This is a genomic window from Sulfitobacter sp. 15WGC (assembly GCF_005068605.1).
Taxonomy (GTDB): Bacteria; Pseudomonadota; Alphaproteobacteria; order Rhodobacterales; family Rhodobacteraceae; genus Sulfitobacter; species Sulfitobacter faviae.
In genome coordinates this window covers 1-253 of the sequence record NZ_SZNL01000186.1, presented here as the reverse complement: position 1 = coordinate 253, position 253 = coordinate 1, and the positions used below count along the sequence as shown (strand labels likewise).

Here is a 253-nt window from a genome sequence, read left to right as displayed (position 1 = left end):
TCTCGCGCTTCTGGGCTCGAACGGGGCGGGGAAGACGACGCTCATTTCGACCATCTGCGGCATCACCACTGCGACCAGCGGCAGGGTGACCGTCGGCGGCCATGACATTCGGGATGATTTCCGCGCGCCCGTTCCATGATCGGGCTGGTCCCGCAGGAGATTAATCTCGAACCCTTTGAGAAGGTCATCAACACCGTGCGCTTCTCGCGCGGGCTGTTTGGCCGTCCGGCGGATGAGGCGGTGTTGGAGAAAA

1 pseudogene is annotated in these 253 nt (G+C 62.5%); it reads left to right on the top strand.

What is annotated here, in order from left to right:
• A pseudogene (locus FCK22_RS18485) lies at window positions 1-253 on the top strand (ATP-binding cassette domain-containing protein); the annotation flags it as partial.